The organism is Pseudomonas sp. YY-1, assembly GCF_002843095.1.
Lineage (GTDB): Bacteria > Pseudomonadota > Gammaproteobacteria > Pseudomonadales > Pseudomonadaceae > Aquipseudomonas > Aquipseudomonas sediminis_A.
Map to the genome: position 1 here is coordinate 83,075 of NZ_PJLX01000018.1, position 16,750 is coordinate 99,824.

Consider the following 16,750-nt stretch of genomic DNA (forward strand, 5'->3'; position numbering starts at 1 on the left):
GGGATTACACGCCGAGCTTGTCACGCAGCGTGTAGTACCAGGCGCCGAGGGCGCTGAAGGGGACCTGGAACAGGCGACCGCCCGGGAAGGGGTAGTGCGGCAACCCGGCGAAGGCATCGAAACGTTCGGCCTGGCCGCGCAGTGCTTCTGCCAGAACCTTGCCCGCCAGGTGCGTATAGGTCACGCCATGGCCGCTGCAACCTTGCGAGTAGTAGATGTTGTCGCCGATACGACCGACCTGCGGCAGGCGCGACAGCGTCAGCAGGAAGTTGCCGGTCCAGGCGAAGTCGATCTTCACGTCCTTCAGTTGCGGGAAGGTCTTGAGCATCTTCGGCCGGATGATCGCTTCGATGTTGGCCGGGTCGCGCGCGCCGTAGACCACGCCACCGCCGTAGATCAGGCGCTTGTCGCCGGTGAGGCGGTAGTAGTCGAGCAGGTAGTTGCAGTCTTCCACGCAATAGTCCTGCGGCAACAGGCTGGCAGCGACTTCATCGGACAGCGGCTCAGTGGTGATCACCTGGGTGCCACACGGCATCGACTTTGACGCCAGCTCCGGTACCAGATTGCCGAGATAAGCGTTGCCGGCAACCACGACGAACTTGGCCTTGATGCGGCCTTCAGGGGTGTGCACCACCGGGTTGGCACCGCGCTCGATGCGCGTAGCTGGGGACTGTTCATAGATCACCCCGCCCAGCGATTCCACTGCAGCGGCTTCACCCAGGGCCAGGTTTAGCGGATGGATATGCCCACCGCTCATGTCCAGCATGCCGCCGACATAATTCTCGGTAGCAACCACTTCGCGAATACGCTTGGCGTCCATCAGCTCCAGCTGGGTATGGCCGTAGCGCTCCCACAGCCTCTTCTGCGATTCCAGGTGGCCCATCTGCTTGCTGGTCAGCGCGGCGAATACGCCGCCATCCTTCAGGTCGCACTGGATGTCGTACTTGGCGATGCGTTCACGAATGATGCGGCCGCCCTCGAACGCCATCTGCCCAAGCAGTTGCGCCTGCTTGGGGCCGACCGTGCGTTCGATCACGTCGATGTCGCGGCTGTAGCTGTTGACGATCTGTCCGCCGTTGCGGCCGGAAGCGCCAAAGCCAACCTTGGCCGCCTCGACGATGCTCACCTTGAAACCGTTCTCCAGCAGAAACAGTGCAGTGGACAGGCCGGTGTAACCCGCGCCGATGATGCACACATCGGTGTCCACCTCGCCTTGCAGGGCAGGGCGTTGCGGGACGGGGTTGGCTGAAGCGGCGTAATAGGATTGTGGGTAGGCCGTGTGCGCCATCTTGAACCTCTGTTCTTTATTTTTTACGAATGAATCGATGCTACCTGAGTTGAAAATGGCCGGCTAGTGTCCGTGCAAAATATTCAACGATCCGATTTTGATAAAAAATTGGCCTATTTCAGTGAGTTAGCGAAAAAATCTGTTGACGGCCAAAAAGATCTGCGTAGAATGCGCACCCATCGAAGGCACATAGCTCAGTTGGTTAGAGCACCACCTTGACATGGTGGGGGTCGTTGGTTCGAGTCCAATTGTGCCTACCAAATCGATAAAAAGGGGTCGCTAAGCGACCCCTTTTTTATTGCTCGAATTTTTCGAGCAGGCTTTGCGTGTTTGTTGCAGGCGGCTGCTTGTCACGGCTCAGGCTTTCTGAAAGCATCCGCACTCTTTACTTCCAGTGACTTGGTTCGGTCTGGTTGGCCTTTGGGCTCCTGCCATTGTTAGGCGGGTATACCGCCGAATCGCTTCCTGGCTCATCCCAACCCACGTGACCTTTGGTAGGGGTCACCACTAGGAGAGGAGGCGCCATGCCCATCATTACTCTTCCCGACGGCAGTCAACGTTCGTTCGATCATCCGGTATCCGTGCTGGAGGTCGCTCAATCCATTGGTGCGGGTCTGGCCAAGGCCACCCTGGCTGGCAAGGTAAACGGCAAGCAGGTCGATGCCTGTGACGTGATTGATACCGATGCCACCTTGCAGATCATCACGCCGAAGGACGAAGAGGGGCTGGAAATCATCCGCCACTCCTGCGCTCACCTGGTTGGGCATGCGGTCAAGCAGCTGTATCCGAACGCCAAGATGGTGATCGGCCCGGTTATCGATGAAGGCTTCTATTACGACATCGCCATCGATCGTCCTTTCACGCCGGAAGACATGGCGGCCATCGAAAAGCGCATGGCCGAGTTGATCGAGAAAGACTACGACGTCATCAAGAAGATTACCCCGCGCGCCGAGGTCATTGAGCTGTTCAAAGCTCGTGGCGAGGAATACAAGCTGCGCCTGATCGACGATATGCCGGACGAAACGGCCATGGGTCTGTACTTCCATGAAGAGTACGTCGACATGTGCCGCGGCCCGCACGTGCCGAACACGCGCTTCCTCAAGGCGTTCAAGCTAACCCGTATTTCCGGTGCCTACTGGCGCGGTGACTCGAAGAACGAGCAACTGCAGCGTGTTTACGGCACGGCCTGGGCGGACAAGAAGCAGCTGGCTGCCTATATCCAGCGCATCGAAGAGGCTGAAAAACGCGATCACCGTCGCATCGGCAAGCAGCTCGATCTGTTCCACCTGCAGGAAGAAGCGCCGGGCATGGTGTTCTGGCACCCCAATGGCTGGACTGTCTACCAGGTGCTGGAGCAGTACATGCGCCAGGTGCAGCGTGAGAACGGCTATGTGGAGGTGCGCACGCCGCAGGTGGTCGATCGCATCCTGTGGGAGCGTTCCGGTCACTGGTCCAACTACGCCGAAAACATGTTCACCACGGCTTCGGAAAACCGCGACTACGCGGTGAAGCCGATGAACTGCCCGTGCCACGTGCAGATCTTCAACCAGGGCCTGAAGTCCTACCGCGACCTGCCGCTGCGCCTGGCCGAGTTCGGTGCTTGCCACCGCAACGAGCCGTCCGGCGCGCTGCACGGCATCATGCGTGTGCGTGGCTTCGTGCAGGACGATGCGCATATCTTCTGCACCGAAGATCAGGTGAAGAAGGAAGCGGCCGATTTCATCAAGCTGACCCTGCAGGTCTACTCGGACTTCGGTTTCACCGATATCGCCATGAAGCTCTCGACTCGCCCGGCCAAGCGCGTGGGCTCCGATGAACTGTGGGATCGCGCCGAGGGCGCGCTGGCCGAAGCGCTGAATGAGTCCGGCCTGGCCTGGGAATATCAGCCGGGTGAGGGCGCCTTCTACGGGCCGAAGATCGAGTTCACCCTACGTGACTGCCTGGGTCGTAACTGGCAGTGCGGTACGCTGCAGTACGATCCGAACCTGCCTGAGCGTCTGGATGCCAGCTACATCGCCGAAGACAACAACCGCAAACGCCCGGTCATGTTGCACCGCGCGATCCTCGGTTCGTTCGAGCGCTTCATCGGTATGCTGATCGAGCACTACGCCGGTTCCTTCCCGGCTTGGCTCGCGCCGACCCAGGCGGTGATCATGAATATCACCGACAAGCAGGCCGATTTTGCCCGTGAAGTCGAGAAAACTCTCAATCAAAGCGGTTTTCGTGCCAAGGTTGACTTGAGAAACGAAAAGATCGGCTTTAAAATCCGCGAGCATACCTTGCTCAAGGTTCCCTATCTCTTGGTTATTGGAGATCGGGAGGTCGAGACTCGATCCGTTGCTGTCCGTACCCGTGAAGGCGTCGATCTGGGCTCTCTGCCCATCGAGCAGTTCGCCGCACAGTTGCAGCAAGCGGTTTCCCGGCGTGGTCGCCAAGATTTGGAGTAATAACTATTAAGCGTGAAATGAGACAGGACAAGCGGGCCGCCCCTAAGGCGCCGATCAACGAAAACATCACCGCTCGTGAAGTGCGCCTGATTGGCGCTGACGGCGAGCAGGTCGGTATTGTTTCGATCGATGAGGCATTGCGCGTGGCTGAAGAAGCCAAGCTGGATCTGGTAGAGATCTCAGCTGATGCAGTGCCACCCGTTTGCCGCATCATGGACTACGGCAAGCACCTGTTCGAGAAGAAGAAGCAGGCTGCTATCGCCAAGAAGAATCAGCACCAGCAGCAGATCAAAGAAATCAAGTTTCGTCCAGGGACGGAAGAGGGGGATTACCAGGTAAAACTACGCAACCTGGTACGTTTCCTTGAAGATGGGGACAAGGCCAAGGTATCTCTGAGATTCCGCGGTCGTGAGATGGCTCACCAGGAGCTGGGTATGGAGCTGCTCAAGCGGGTCGAACAAGACCTGATCGAGCTTGGCACCGTAGAACAGCATCCTAAGCTGGAAGGACGCCAGCTGATGATGGTTATCGCACCCAAGAAGCGTAAATAATCTACCGGGCACTGGCAGGCCTGATGGTTATCAGTAGTTAATGAATGCGGAGTACAAAACATGCCAAAAATGAAAACCAAGAGCGGTGCTGCAAAGCGCTTCCTGAAGACTGCTACAGGCTTCAAGCACAAGCACGCTTTCAAGAGCCACATCCTGACCAAGATGTCCACGAAACGTAAGCGCCAGCTGCGTGGCAGTTCGCTGATCGGTCCGTCGGACAAAGCTAAAGTCGAGCGCATGCTGCGCGTTCGTTAATTCGGTCAAGATACTTAGAGGTAATTACTCATGGCTCGTGTTAAGCGTGGCGTTATCGCTCGTGCTCGTCACAAAAAGATTCTGAAACTGGCTAAAGGCTACTACGGCGCTCGTTCGCGCGTGTTCCGTGTTGCCAAGCAGGCTGTCATCAAGGCTGGTCAATATGCCTACCGTGACCGTCGTCAGAAAAAACGTCAGTTCCGCGCACTGTGGATCGCTCGTATCAACGCTGGTGCTCGCGTCAACGGCCTGTCCTACAGCCGTCTGATCGCTGGCCTGAAGAAAGCGTCGATCGAAATCGACCGTAAGGTTCTGGCTGATCTGGCAGTGAACGAAAAAGCGGCGTTTGCTGCGATTGTCGAGAAAGCTAAGGCCGTTCTGGCTTAAGTCCCCCGACAATCACCGGGTTCGCCCGGTGGCAACGTCAAAGATAGGGGAAGAGCCTTAACAGCTCTTCCCCTATTTCGTATCTGGAGTCTGTAAATGGAAAATCTGGATGCATTGGTCTCGCAAGCGCTTGAGGCCGTGCAACGAAGTGAAGATGTCAATGCCCTGGAACAGCTCCGGGTTCAGTACCTTGGCAAGAAAGGCGAACTGACCGCCCTGATGCAGACTCTGGGCAAGCTGTCGGCCGAAGAGCGCCCACAGGCTGGCGCCCTGATCAACACTGCCAAGAATCAAGTGCAAGACGCCCTGAATGCCCGCAAATCCGTGCTTGAGCAGGCCCTGCTCGCCGAGAAGCTGGCGTCCGAGCGGATTGACGTGACCCTGCCTGGTCGTGGCCAGGCATCCGGTGGTCTGCACCCGGTCACTCGCACGCTCGAGCGTGTCGAGCAGTTCTTCACCCATATCGGCTACAACGTGGCCGAGGGTCCGGAAGTCGAAGACGACTACCACAACTTCGAGGCGCTCAACATCCCTGGCCACCACCCGGCGCGGGCGATGCACGACACCTTCTATTTCAACGCGAACATGCTGCTGCGTACCCACACCTCGCCGGTGCAGGTACGCACCATGGAGTCGCAGCAGCCGCCGATCCGTATCGTTTGCCCTGGTCGTGTGTATCGCTGCGACTCCGATATCACCCACTCGCCGATGTTCCATCAGGTCGAAGGCCTGCTGGTCGACGAGGACATCAGCTTCGCTGATCTCAAGGGCACCATCGAGGAATTCCTCCGTGTGTTCTTCGAAAAACCACTGGGTGTGCGTTTCCGTCCTTCCTTTTTCCCCTTCACCGAGCCATCGGCCGAAGTCGACATGCAGTGCGTGATGTGCTCCGGCAAAGGTTGCCGCGTTTGCAAGCAGACCGGCTGGCTGGAAGTGATGGGTTGCGGCATGGTCCACCCGAACGTGCTGCGCATGAGCGGCATCGACCCGGAGAAATACTCCGGTTTCGCCTTCGGTATGGGTGTCGAGCGCCTGGCCATGTTGCGTTACGGCGTCAATGACTTGCGCCTGTTCTTCGATAACGACCTGCGGTTCCTGGCGCAATTTCGCTAGCAGCCGCCCCTCGTGATCGAATTCGTTTAAGGAGAACAGACAACATGAAATTCAGTGAACAATGGCTGCGCAGTTGGGTGAATCCCGACGTATCCCGCGAGGATCTGGTCGCACGCCTGTCCATGGTCGGCCTCGAAGTCGACGCGGTACAACCGGTGGCCGGCGCCTTCAGTGGCATCGTGGTCGGTGAGATCCTCAGCGCCGAACAACACCCGGACGCTGACAAGCTGCGCGTATGCCAGGTGAGCAATGGTGCCGAGACCTTCCAGGTCGTCTGCGGCGCGCCCAATGCCCGTACCGGCATCAAGATTCCGTTCGCCATGATCGGTGCCGAACTGCCGGGCGACTTCAAGATCAAGAAGGCCAAACTGCGCGGCGTGGAGTCGCAAGGCATGCTGTGCTCGGCTTCCGAACTGCAGATCAGCGAAGACAACAGCGGCCTGATGGAACTGGCGGCTGATGCGCCGGTAGGTAGTGACATTCGCTCCTACCTGCAACTGGACGACGCCAGCATCGAGATCGGCCTGACCCCTAACCGTGGTGACTGCCTGTCGCTCGCCGGCCTGGCTCGGGAAGTCGGCGCCATGTACAGCGCTTCCGTTTCGCCAGTCGCTATCGACGCCGTTGCGCCTGCGCATGACGAAGTGCGCCCTGTCGAGGTGCTCGCGCCCAAGGCATGCCCGCGTTACCTCGGTCGCGTGGTGCGTAACGTCGATCTGTCTCGCCCGACCCCGCTGTGGATGGTCGAGCGCCTGCGTCGTTCCGATATTCGCAGCATCGATGCGGCGGTGGACATCACCAACTACGTGATGCTCGAGCTGGGCCAGCCGATGCACGCCTTCGACCTCGCCGAAATCAATGGCGGCATTCGCGTGCGCATGGCTGAAGAGGGCGAAAAGCTGGTGTTGCTCGACGGCCAGGAAGTCAGCCTGCGTGCCGATACTCTGGTCATCGCTGATCATGGCCGCGCGCTGGCCATCGCCGGCGTGATGGGCGGTGAGCACAGCGGTGTGAGCGACAATACCCGGGATCTGTTCCTGGAAAGCGCCTTCTTCGACAACATCGCTGTCGCTGGTAAGGCTCGTTCCTACGGCTTGCATACCGACGCCTCGCACCGCTTCGAACGTGGTGTGGACTCGCAGCTGGCACGTCAGGCAATGGAGCGTGCTACTGCGCTGCTGCTGGAAATCGTCGGCGGCGAAGCAGGCCCGATCATCGAAGCGAGTAGCGAGGCGGACCTGCCTAGCGTGGCGCCGATCACCCTGCGTGCCGAGCGTATCAGCCAGATGTTGGGCATGGACATGGATGGCGTCGAGGTCGAGCGTCTGCTCACTGCACTGGGGCTGGGCGTCAGCGCTCAGGGGGCCGGCCAGTGGCTGGTCAGCGTGCCGAGTCATCGCTTCGACATCAGCCTGGAAGTGGACCTGATCGAAGAGCTGGGTCGCCTGTATGGCTACAACCGTCTGCCGGTACGCTACCCGCAAGCTCGCCTGGCGCCGCAGACCAAAGCCGAAGCGCGTGCCGAACTGCCGGCACTGCGTCGTCTGCTGGTCGCCCGCGGTTATCAGGAAGCGATCACCTACAGCTTCATCGACCCGAAGCTCTTCGAGCTCTTTACGCCTGGCGTAGAGCCGCTGCAGCTGGCCAATCCGATCTCTGCCGATATGGCCGCCATGCGTTCCTCGCTGTGGCCGGGCCTGGTCAAGGCGTTGCAGCACAACCTCAATCGTCAACAGTCACGCGTGCGCCTGTTCGAGAGCGGCCTGCGTTTTGTTGGTCAGCTGGAAGGTCTGCAGCAAGAAGCCATGCTCGCTGGCGTGATCACCGGCAGCCGCCTACCCGAAGGTTGGGCCAACAGTCGTGATAGCGTCGACTTCTATGATCTGAAGGCCGATGTCGAAGCGCTGCTGGGTTATGCCGGTGCAGCTGATGCTTTCAGCTTCGTGCCGGGCGAGCATCCTGCTCTGCATCCGGGCCAGACCGCTCGTATCGAGCGGGAAGGGCGCCTGGTCGGTTTCATGGGGGCTCTGCATCCTGAGTTGGCCAAGACATTGGGCCTGGATCAGCCGGTGTTCCTCTTCGAGCTGGTGCTGGCTGAAGTGGCTGCTGGCCGCATGCCGGCGTTCAGCGAGTTGTCGCGCTTCCCTGAAGTGCGTCGCGACCTGGCGCTGCTGGTCGATCGCGAGCAGCCGGCCGAGGCTGTGCTGGGCGCAATCCGTGAAACGGCGGGAGAATGGCTGACAGACCTCAAGCTATTTGACGTCTATCACGGTAAAGGCATTGATCCGCTTAGAAAAAGCCTTGCCGTCGGCTTGACCTGGCAACATCCATCGCGCACTCTTAATGACGATGAGGTGAGTACTACTACGCAAAATATCCTCACCTGCCTCGAACAAAGGTTCAACGCCACGTTAAGGAAGTAGCGTATGGGGGCTCTGACGAAAGCTGAGATGGCGGAACGTCTGTATGAAGAGCTCGGCCTGAACAAACGAGAAGCCAAGGAACTGGTGGAGCTGTTTTTTGAAGAGATCCGCCAGGCTCTTGAGCTGAACGAACAGGTCAAGCTGTCCGGGTTCGGCAACTTCGACTTGCGCGATAAGCGCCAGCGACCCGGCCGTAACCCGAAAACAGGGGAAGAGATTCCAATCACGGCTCGCCGTGTGGTCACTTTTCGTCCAGGGCAAAAATTGAAAGCCAGGGTCGAGGCCTATGCTGGAACCAAGTCATAACGACGAACTACCGGCAATTCCCGGCAAACGCTACTTCACCATTGGTGAGGTCAGTGAACTCTGCGCGGTCAAGCCCCACGTTCTACGTTACTGGGAGCAGGAATTCCCACAGCTGAATCCGGTAAAACGGCGGGGCAACCGTCGCTATTACCAGCGTCAGGATGTGCTGATGATTCGGCAGATTCGTGCGCTTCTGTACGATCAAGGCTTCACCATCGGTGGCGCACGTCAGCGCCTTTCTGGCGACGAAGCCAAAGACGACACCACTCAGTATCGTCAGCTGATCAAACAGATGATCGCCGAGCTCGAGGACGTTTTGCACGTGCTGAAGAAGTAGGGCCAAGAAAAAGTTGCCTTATTTCAAAAGCTTAATGTATAGTTCTTCCCGCTTTCGGTCATCCGGAAGCATTGTCGGGGCGTAGCGCAGCCCGGTAGCGCACTTGCATGGGGTGCAAGGGGTCGAGTGTTCGAATCACTCCGTCCCGACCAAAAAACCCTAGAAAATCCAGTCACTTAACGGTGTCTGGATTTTTTTATGCCTGCGAGTTTTTGAGTTAATGTCACAAACCTATTTCTGGTGCCCGTTTGGTGCCCGTTTGTGCTTAACACGGTAACGGGCTCACTTTTTCGCAGCCGTTGTTGGCTCGCTTAAGTGAAGGTGCCTCTCCTGGGTTGTCCTGTCGAACTGCTGCGTATCGGAAGGTTGCGCCAAGCTGGCTCGGCTCAGCCGAAGTGGATAATGTTTGCAGGCTAATCGCAGGCAAAAAAAGATCTTTCATTCAAATGCGTTACGCGGCAACAACCCCATGCAGAGGCTAAGCGCCGAGGCCGTTCAAGGGTGTGCCTGTGCATTCGTTTTCTAGACCAGCAAGGATTGTTCGTGGCTATCAAGAAATCCGACCTTTACTCCTCCCTCTGGGCGTCGTGCGACGAGTTGCGCGGTGGGATGGATGCCAGCCAGTACAAGGACTACGTCCTGTTCATGCTGTTCATCAAGTACATCTCCGACAAGTACGGCAACTCGGATGATTTCGCGCCACCGGTGACCATCCCCTTTGGTGCCAGCTTCAAGGACATGGTCGCCCTCAAGGGCAAGCCCAATATCGGCGACAAGATCAATACTCAGATCATCCAGCCGCTGATCGATGCCAACGCCCGGCTGGCTCGCAGTGACTTCCCCGACTTCAACGACCCGAGCAAGCTCGGCGAAGGGAAGGACATGGTGGAGCGGCTTAGTAACCTGATCGCTATTTTCGAAAAGCCCGAACTGGATTTCTCGAAGAACCGCGCCGACAACGACGACATCCTCGGCGACGCCTACGAATACCTGATGCGCCACTTCGCCAGTGAAAGCGGCAAGAGCAAAGGGCAGTTCTACACCCCGTCCGAGGTCAGCCGCGTTATCGCCAAGATCATTGGCATCACGCCGGCCAATTCGGTCGGCGCCACCACGGTATATGACCCGACCTGTGGCTCCGGTTCGCTGCTGTTGAAAGTGGCCGATCAGGCTGGCAAGCCGATCACCCTGGAAGGCCAGGAAATGGACGTGACCACGGCCGGTCTCGCCCGCATGAACATGATTTTGCACGGCTTCCCGACCGCCAACATCCTGCAGGGCAACACGCTGTCCTCACCCAAGTTCAAGGACGGTGAGCAGCTACGCACATACGACTACGTGGTGGCCAACCCGCCGTTCTCGGTCAAGACCTGGAGCGTCGGCGTAACGCCCGCCAACGATCCCTACCAGCGCTTTGCCTGGGGTGAGCCGCCGGCCAAGCAAGGCGACTATGCCTTCTTGCTGCACATCATCCGTTCCATGAAAAATACCGGCAAAGCCGCCTGCATCCTGCCTCACGGCGTGCTGTTCCGTGGCAATGCCGAGGCGGTGATCCGCGAGAAGCTAGTGCGCTCCGGCTACCTCAAGGCCATCATCGGCCTGCCGGTCAATCTGTTCTACGGCACCGGCATTCCCGCCTGCATCCTGGTGCTGGACAAAGAGAACGCCGCCGCGCGCAAAGGCATTTTCATGATCGATGCCGCCAAAGGCTTTATCAAAGACGGCCCGAAAAACCGTCTGCGCGATCAGGACGTCCACAAGATCGTCGATACCTATACGCGCATGGTCGATGTGCCGCGTTACGCACGCATGGTCGGCTTCGACGAGATCAGCGACCCGAAGAACGACTTCAACCTCAACCTGCCGCGCTATATCGACAGCACCGAGCCGGAGGATATTCAGGACATCCTTGGCCACCTGCGCGGCGGCATTCCCGAGCGGGATATCGATGCTCTGGATCGCTACTGGCAGGTGATGCCTGAGCTGCGTGCAGCACTGTTCAAGTCCGCCGGCCACGCCGGTTACTTCGAGCTGGTCAACCGCGATGTAAAGCCGGTTATCTTCGGCCACCCGCAATTCACGGCGTTCAGGGCCGAGGTGGACGCACTGTTCAAGCAGTGGCTGGCCAGCGGCACGCCGCTGCTCAAAGGCTTTGCGGCCGATGCCGCCAGCAGCCACCCCAAGGAGCTGATTTTCAAACTCTCCGAAGACCTGCTCAGCGCCTTTGCCAAGGCGCCCTTGCTCGACCATTACGACATCTACCAGCACCTGATGGACTACTGGGCCGAGGCCATGCAGGACGACTGCTACCTGATCAGCGCCGACGGCTGGAAGGCGGGTGCGGCGGTGCGTGAGCTGCACAAGGTGAAGGACAAGAATGGCAAGCTGGTCTGGGCCGAGAAACACGACTACAGCCAGGGCAAACGCCGCTTCAAGTCCGATCTGATTCCGGTGGAGCTGCTGGTTGCCCGCTACTTCAGCACCGAGCATGAGGCCATTGCTGAGCTGGAAGCGCAACTGGCCAACATCGAGCAAAGCCTGGGCGAACTGCTCGAAGAGCACAGTGGCGAAGATGGCTCGCTCAGCGAAGTGGTCGAAGGTGAGGGCGACAAGCAGAAGGTCACCGCCAAAGCCATCAAGGCCCGCCAGCGCGAGATCGATAACGACCCGGACTATGAGGATGAACTCAAGGTACTGGCCGACTATGCCAAGCTGCTCGACCAGCAAGGCGCCCTCAAGGCCAAGCTGAAAAAGGCCGAGGAAGACCTCGATAACAAAATCCACGGCAAATACCCGCAACTGAGCGAAGCCGAAATCAAAACCCTTGTGGTGGACGACAAGTGGCTGGCCACCCTGGCCGTCGCCGTACAGGGCGAGCTGGATCGTGTGTCGCAAACCCTGACCGGACGTATTCGTGAGCTCAGCGAGCGCTATGCAGCCCCGTTGCCACAGCTTGTTGATGAAGTCGCTGTGCTGGCTAGCCGTGTGGACGAACATCTGAAAAAGATGGGGGCGGTATGGAAGTGAGGCTGGGCTATAAGCAGACGGAGGTTGGGATAATTCCGGATGAGTGGAATGCACTACCTCTCGGCGAAGTCCTGATCAAGGGACGACTAGGTGGGAACTATGCAAATCAAGACATGGAGACTGAGCTACCGCTGATGAAGATGGGCAATCTTGCCCGTGGATGCTTCGACCTTTCTAAGGTTCAGTTCATTGAGCCGGGAGTGGCGCCGGAGCCGATCCACCAACTCGTTTGCGGCGACGTGCTGTTCAATACGAGAAACACTTTGGATTTAGTTGGCAAGGTTGCCATTTGGCGTGATGAGCTTCCGGTTGCCTACTACAACTCCAATCTCATGCGACTTGAGTTCGATCTGGAAAAAATTTGCTCGAACGAGTATGCAAACTACGCGCTGAATACCGAAAGCACGATGTCTCGTCTCCGCGGGCTTGCCACCGGCACTACTAGTGTTGCTGCCATTTACACTCGGGATCTATTGAAGTTAAAAATACCTGTTCCGCCACTATCCGAGCAGCATGCTATTGCGACGGCGTTGAGTGATATCGATGCGCTGCTGGTTGCGCTAGGGCAGCTTATCGCCAAGAAGCGCGACCTCAAACAGGCCGCTATGCTGAAACTCCTCACCGGCCAGACTCGGCTTCCTGGCTTCCGGGATGAGTGGGCGATTATTCGACTGGGAAGTTTAGGCACCCTTATAAAAGGCGCTGGCGTTAAGAAGGATGAGTCATTCAGTGGTGATTTGCCATGTATACGCTATGGGGAAATTTATACTCATCACCATGATATTGTTCGTGCTTTTTATTCGCAAATTTCTACGTCAGTCGCAGCTCTGGCAACCTCTCTGAAAACGGGTGATATTCTTTTTGCTGGGTCTGGAGAGACAAAGAAAGAGATTGGAAAGGCTGTGGCATTTATCCATGAGTGTGAAGCCTTCGCGGGTGGCGATATTGTGATTCTTCGCCCTGTTGCCTCTGATGCCAAGTTTCTTGGCTATTACCTGAATAGCGCGGAAGTCCAGAGGCAGAAGGCAAGCCTTGGCCAAGGCGATGCTGTAGTCCACATCAGCGCTAATGCGCTTGCTTCAATTGAACTGGCAATGCCATCTCTTCCTGAGCAAACCGCCATCGCCACCGTGCTGTCCGATATGGACGCCGAGCTGGCCGCGCTGGAGCAACGCTTGGCCAAAACCCGCACCCTCAAGCAAGGCATGATGCAAGAACTGCTCACCGGAAGGACGCGCCTGGTATGACCAACCTGAGCATGGACGCGACTCAACTAGCAAAGCTCCCCAGCACCATCATCAGCGTATATGACCTGCTCGCGGACACGGCGCTGGAGATTCCCCAATACCAGCGCCCGTACAAGTGGACGGGCAAGCATATCAACCAACTGTTCGCCGACATCGCCATCCATAAGGACAAGTCCGCTTACCGCCTGGGCACCATCGTGTTTCACCGCGAGGGCGAGAAGAAGAACATCGTCGACGGCCAGCAGCGCACCATCAGTCTGTTGCTGGCGGCCCGCGCGCTGATCCAGCGGTGCAAGGCGCAAGCGCTCGAGAGTGATGACCTGCAGGAACGCTTGATTGCGCTTGAGCCGTTAATGGTCGACCCCTGTTTTACCAGCGAGATTTCGCAGAAGAACATCCACAGCAATTACCTCGAAGTGGCGCGCATCGTCAGCCGTGCGGACTTTACCGAGGCGCATATCGACTTCTTCCTGCACAAGTGCCAGGTGGTGGCGGTGGAGCTGGCGGATGTGTCGGAGGCCTTCCAGTTCTTCGACTCGCAGAACGCACGGGGCCGCGATCTGGAGCCGCATGATCTGCTCAAGGCCTACCACCTGCGCGAGTTCAGCCCGCGCGACGAGCATTTGAAGGTCGCCACGGTGGCGCGCTGGGAACGCACCAAGACCCAGGAGTTGGCCAAGCTGTTTGCGCAGTACCTGTACCGCATCCGCAGTTGGTCGAAAGGGGCGTCGGCGCGTTACTTCAGCAAGGACGACAGCGACCTGTTCAAGGGCGTGAATCTCGATACGGTGGCCAGTTATCCCTATGTGGAGCAGTTGCGCATCGCCCACCATTTTGTCGACCACTACAACGGCCAATACGAGCGCAAGATCGACACGCGGGAGATGGCTTTTCCCTTCCATCTGGATCAAATCATCATCAACGGTCGGCGCTTCTTCGAGCTGATCAGCCACTACCAGAACGAGGTGGCGCGCATCAGCGCCAAGTCCTGGAATGAGCATGAGCGGGGCGGGGAGTCAGCGCTCGATGGCTTCGCACCAAGGATCATGAAGGTGCTCGACAACTACCCGGCGAAAACCCGCACCGGTGATCGCTACGTGAGGGCGATGTTCGATTGTCTGTTGATCTACTACATCGACAAGTTCGGCCACGCCGAGTTGTCGCGGGCCATCGAGAAAATCTTTATCTGGGCCTACAGCCTGCGCTTGCAGATGCAGGTGGTGCAGCTTGCGAGCATGGATAACTACGTGCTGGCAAATAATCTGTTCCGGCTGATCAAGGACGCCACTCGCCCGGCGGACGTTATCAATCAACCGCTGAAATCACTCACCAGCAGCAATTCGACCAAGACCGAGGCAATCGAGGCGCTATTCAGGGAGATGAAATACCGTGAGTGAGGACATCACCCAGCTTTCCATCCAGCAGCTACTCGGCGGCCGTGATGATTACGTTATCCCGATGTATCAGCGCAATTACGCCTGGGAAGAGGGTGAGATCACCCAATTGATTCAGGACGTAATCGACTACCTGCCTAAGCCAGATAAGCCTGCGCGCAATTACTACATCGGTAGCCTGGTGGTGTATGAGCGCGCGGACGGCAAAACGCCCGTCTTCGAGACCATCGATGGTCAGCAGCGGCTGACAACGCTGTCGTTGCTGACCTCCTACCTGAAGAATAGCAAGGCTGTTGGCCTCGATTGGTATGCAAATCTGAGCATCCACTTTGATAGCCGCGAGCATTCGCGGGCGACCTTTGCGGCCATCTTCGAGGGGCGATTCAAGGATGACCCTGCCGAGGTGCTGGCTGAACAGCAGATCAATACCGGCATCCTCAATGGCTATCGGCTGATTCATAAGGTGTTGCCGCACAAGCTCAAAGAGAACGGGGTTTCACCTCAGGAGTTCGCGGATTTCCTGTTTCGTTATGTGCAGATCATGCGCGTGAAGGTGCCGGCGGATACGGACCTGAACCACTACTTCGAGATCATGAACAACCGTGGCGAGCAGCTAGAGAAGCACGAGGTGCTCAAGGCGCGGATGATGGAGACGTTGCAGGAGTGCCCGCACAGCCAGAACTGCCTGCACACCCTCTGGGAAGCCTGCGCGAACATGGAGCGCTACGTGCAGATGGGCTTTACGCCTGGCCAGCGCAGCAGCGTTTTTGGTGAGAAGGATTGGGGCCGGTTGGTGCCCGACAACTTCGCTGAGCTGACTGCTGCATTGCAGCGTACGCATGAGGTGGGCTTCAAGGCGGGGGCTGAGTTGTCCCTCACGGACATCATCAGCAGGCCGCCGGTCATTGCGGAAAAAACCGATAACGGTGAAGAAGCGCCCGAGCGCTTCAATACGGTGATCAACTTCCCCAACTTTTTGCTGCATGTGCTGCGGGTCGATACGCAGGCGGATATTCCTCTGGATGACAAACGCCTGCTCGATCTCTTTGAAACCCATGTTCTGAAACAGCCAGACCCGGCTGCGGCCGTGAAGCGCTTCACCTTCAATCTGCTGCGTTGCAAGTACCTGTATGACCAGTACGTGATCAAGCGCGAGTTCATCCAGGGCGAGGATGGTTGGAGCCTTAAACGCTTCAAGTGGAACGACGGTGGCAAAGCCGGTGGCGCGGGGCGTGGCAGTTATGTGAATACCTTTGGCGAGGAGGAGGGCAGCGAGGGCATCAATCGGCGTATCTTGATGCTGCTCTCGGCGTTGCATGTGTCCACGCCCACGCTGGTTTACAAGCATTGGCTCAATGCCGCGCTGCATTACTTGTTTCACGCCGAGCAGATCGAGGCTCAGGCCTATCTGCAGCAGATGGAGTCAGTCGCCAAGGCCTTTGTGTTTGACCGCTTTCTGGCTGCCGAGGCGGGCTTGGAATACTTCGCGATGATTTACGGGAACCAAGGCGTTTGTCAGTCCCGTCGCGAAGACGTCACCGCCGCGACGCTGATGCCGCGCCTGCGCTTCGGCAATATCGAAAACAACCTGGTGTTCAACTTTCTGGATTACCTGCTGTGGCTTGAGCACGGCAAGAGTGAGCCGGTGAAGTTTTACGAATTTACCTTCCGCAGTTCGGTGGAGCATTACTATCCGCAGAAGCCGCTGCCAGGCATCGATCCACTGGCCGAGGATGACCTTCACTCGTTCGGTAATCTTTGCCTGATCAGCCACGAGAAGAACTCACGCTTGAGCAATTTCACGCCCGAGCAAAAAAAGGCGTTCTACCTGAAGAACACCCTCGACAGCGTGAAGCAGCATTTGATGATGCAGCCCGAGACTTGGGATGTTCCGGCGATACGTGAGCATCACCAGCAAATGATCGACGTACTGCTCAATAGCCTCGCCAGCCAATACGAGACCGAGTGAAGACCG

The 16,750-nt window shown here is 57.8% G+C and carries 13 protein-coding genes and 2 tRNA genes; 14 read left to right on the forward strand and 1 reads right to left on the reverse strand.

The window, feature by feature from the left end:
• Positions 1–4: 4 nt before the first annotated feature.
• The gene (locus CXP40_RS21210; protein ID WP_106735340.1) at positions 5–1,288 is read right to left on the reverse strand and encodes an FAD-binding oxidoreductase; all 1,284 of its coding nucleotides are present in this window, start codon (positions 1,286–1,288) and stop codon (positions 5–7) included.
• A 183-nt stretch (positions 1,289–1,471) separates the two neighbouring features.
• On the opposite strand from CXP40_RS21210, the gene CXP40_RS21215 reads away from it, so the two are divergent.
• The 14 genes from CXP40_RS21215 to CXP40_RS21280 all read left to right on the forward strand — a co-directional run bounded on the left by CXP40_RS21215 (position 1,472) and on the right by CXP40_RS21280 (position 16,744).
• Positions 1,472–1,548, forward strand: a tRNA-Val gene (locus CXP40_RS21215).
• A gap of 264 nt (positions 1,549–1,812) precedes the next feature.
• Positions 1,813–3,735 carry a threonine--tRNA ligase gene (gene thrS, locus CXP40_RS21220; RefSeq protein ID WP_106735341.1) on the forward strand — a complete coding sequence of 641 codons (1,923 nt, stop codon included), beginning with the start codon at positions 1,813–1,815 and terminating at the stop codon, positions 3,733–3,735.
• On the forward strand, positions 3,735–4,286 hold the full coding sequence (gene infC, locus CXP40_RS21225; protein ID WP_177345355.1) for a translation initiation factor IF-3: 552 nt from the start codon (positions 3,735–3,737) through the stop codon (positions 4,284–4,286). Before thrS ends, infC begins: the two co-directional genes overlap by 1 nt.
• Before the next feature lie 60 nt (positions 4,287–4,346).
• Positions 4,347–4,541 (forward strand): 50S ribosomal protein L35, encoded by a 195-nt coding sequence (gene rpmI / locus CXP40_RS21230; protein WP_003461222.1) that lies wholly within the window; start codon positions 4,347–4,349, stop codon positions 4,539–4,541.
• 30 nt (positions 4,542–4,571) lie between these two features.
• Positions 4,572–4,928 carry a 50S ribosomal protein L20 gene (gene rplT / locus CXP40_RS21235; protein WP_003461224.1) on the forward strand — a complete coding sequence of 119 codons (357 nt, stop codon included), beginning with the start codon at positions 4,572–4,574 and terminating at the stop codon, positions 4,926–4,928.
• 96 nt (positions 4,929–5,024) lie between these two features.
• Positions 5,025–6,041 carry a phenylalanine--tRNA ligase subunit alpha gene (gene pheS, locus CXP40_RS21240; protein ID WP_017676600.1) on the forward strand — a complete coding sequence of 339 codons (1,017 nt, stop codon included), beginning with the start codon at positions 5,025–5,027 and terminating at the stop codon, positions 6,039–6,041.
• Between the two features lie 44 nt (positions 6,042–6,085).
• Complete coding sequence (pheT, locus tag CXP40_RS21245) at positions 6,086–8,464, forward strand: phenylalanine--tRNA ligase subunit beta (protein WP_106735342.1); 2,379 nt, start codon at positions 6,086–6,088, stop codon at positions 8,462–8,464.
• 3 nt (positions 8,465–8,467) lie between these two features.
• The gene (ihfA, locus tag CXP40_RS21250) at positions 8,468–8,770 is read left to right on the forward strand and encodes an integration host factor subunit alpha (RefSeq protein WP_003243414.1); all 303 of its coding nucleotides are present in this window, start codon (positions 8,468–8,470) and stop codon (positions 8,768–8,770) included.
• Positions 8,751–9,107 carry a MerR family transcriptional regulator gene (locus CXP40_RS21255; RefSeq protein WP_013716019.1) on the forward strand — a complete coding sequence of 119 codons (357 nt, stop codon included), beginning with the start codon at positions 8,751–8,753 and terminating at the stop codon, positions 9,105–9,107. Before ihfA ends, CXP40_RS21255 begins: the two co-directional genes overlap by 20 nt.
• 75 nt (positions 9,108–9,182) lie before the next feature.
• Positions 9,183–9,259 (forward strand) — tRNA-Pro (locus CXP40_RS21260).
• A gap of 391 nt (positions 9,260–9,650) precedes the next feature.
• Positions 9,651–12,134: a class I SAM-dependent DNA methyltransferase gene (locus CXP40_RS21265; RefSeq protein ID WP_106735343.1), complete on the forward strand. Its 2,484-nt coding sequence runs from the start codon at positions 9,651–9,653 to the stop codon at positions 12,132–12,134.
• Positions 12,125–13,381 (forward strand): restriction endonuclease subunit S, encoded by a 1,257-nt coding sequence (locus CXP40_RS21270; protein WP_106735344.1) that lies wholly within the window; start codon positions 12,125–12,127, stop codon positions 13,379–13,381. The genes CXP40_RS21265 and CXP40_RS21270 overlap by 10 nt, the downstream gene beginning before the upstream one ends.
• The gene (locus CXP40_RS21275; RefSeq protein ID WP_106735345.1) at positions 13,378–14,778 is read left to right on the forward strand and encodes a DUF262 domain-containing protein; all 1,401 of its coding nucleotides are present in this window, start codon (positions 13,378–13,380) and stop codon (positions 14,776–14,778) included. Before CXP40_RS21270 ends, CXP40_RS21275 begins: the two co-directional genes overlap by 4 nt.
• Entirely contained in the window at positions 14,771–16,744 is a 1,974-nt protein-coding gene (locus CXP40_RS21280) for a DUF262 domain-containing protein (RefSeq protein ID WP_106735346.1), read from the forward strand. The genes CXP40_RS21275 and CXP40_RS21280 overlap by 8 nt, the downstream gene beginning before the upstream one ends.
• Positions 16,745–16,750: the final 6 nt, after the last annotated feature.